The 1,185-nt window shown below is 50.0% G+C and carries 1 protein-coding gene; it reads right to left on the bottom strand.

Features of this window, described 5'->3' with window-relative positions:
- Positions 1–1,185: an elongation factor Tu gene (gene tuf / locus DEU29_RS13960; protein WP_133541027.1), complete on the bottom strand. Its 1,185-nt coding sequence runs from the start codon at positions 1,183–1,185 to the stop codon at positions 1–3.

The raw sequence follows: 1,185 nt of genomic DNA, 5'->3' as shown, positions 1-1,185 counted from the left end.
TTAGTCGATGATCTTAGATACAACACCTGCACCTACAGTACGACCACCTTCACGGATTGCGAAACGCAAACCTTCGTCCATTGCGATTGGAGCAATCAGCTCTACAACAAACTTCAGGTTGTCGCCCGGCATAACCATTTCTACGCCTTCCGGCAATTCTACTGCGCCCGTTACGTCAGTTGTACGGAAGTAGAACTGTGGACGGTAGCCTTTAAAGAATGGCGTGTGACGGCCACCTTCGTCTTTGCTCAGTACGTAGACTTCTGCTTCGAACTTAGTATGCGGAGTGATTGTACCTGGCTTCGCCAATACCTGACCACGCTCTACTTCGTCACGCTTAGTACCACGCAACAAGGCACCGATGTTCTCACCTGCACGACCTTCGTCAAGCAGCTTACGGAACATTTCAACACCAGTAACGGTAGTCTTCGTGGTGTCTTTCATACCAACGATTTCACACTCGTCGCCTGTACGCACGATACCGCGCTCTACACGACCAGTTACAACCGTACCACGACCTGAAATCGAGAATACGTCTTCGATTGGCATGATGAATGGCTTATCGATGTCACGCTCTGGCTCCGGAATGTATGAATCCAGCGCGTCTGCAAGCTCAACAATCTTCTTAGCCCAGTCTTCGTCGCCTTCCAGTGCTTTCAGTGCTGAACCCTGGATTACCGGCAGGTCGTCGCCCGGGAATTCGTATTCTGATAACAGTTCACGAACTTCCATTTCTACCAGCTCTAGCAACTCTTCATCGTCAACCATGTCACATTTGTTCATGAATACAACGATGTAAGGGACGCCTACCTGACGTGACAACAAGATGTGCTCACGTGTTTGTGGCATTGGGCCGTCAGTGGCCGCTACTACCAGGATTGCACCGTCCATCTGTGCTGCACCGGTGATCATGTTTTTAACATAGTCAGCGTGCCCTGGGCAGTCTACGTGTGCGTAGTGGCGAGTTGGCGTGTCGTACTCAACGTGAGAAGTCGAGATAGTGATACCACGCTCTTTCTCTTCTGGCGCGTTATCGATGGCTGCGAAGTCTTTCGCCGCACCACCATAAACTTTTGCCAAAACGGTAGTAATAGCAGCAGTAAGAGTAGTTTTACCGTGGTCAACGTGACCAATGGTGCCGACGTTTACGTGCGGCTTCGAACGTTCAAATTTTTCTTTAGACAT

Origin of the sequence: Idiomarina aquatica (assembly GCF_004362895.1) — a bacterium.
In the GTDB taxonomy this organism is placed as follows: Bacteria; Pseudomonadota; Gammaproteobacteria; order Enterobacterales; family Alteromonadaceae; genus Idiomarina.
Note: the sequence above shows the minus strand (reverse complement) of the source record. Positions and strands in the feature narration are given on the sequence as shown.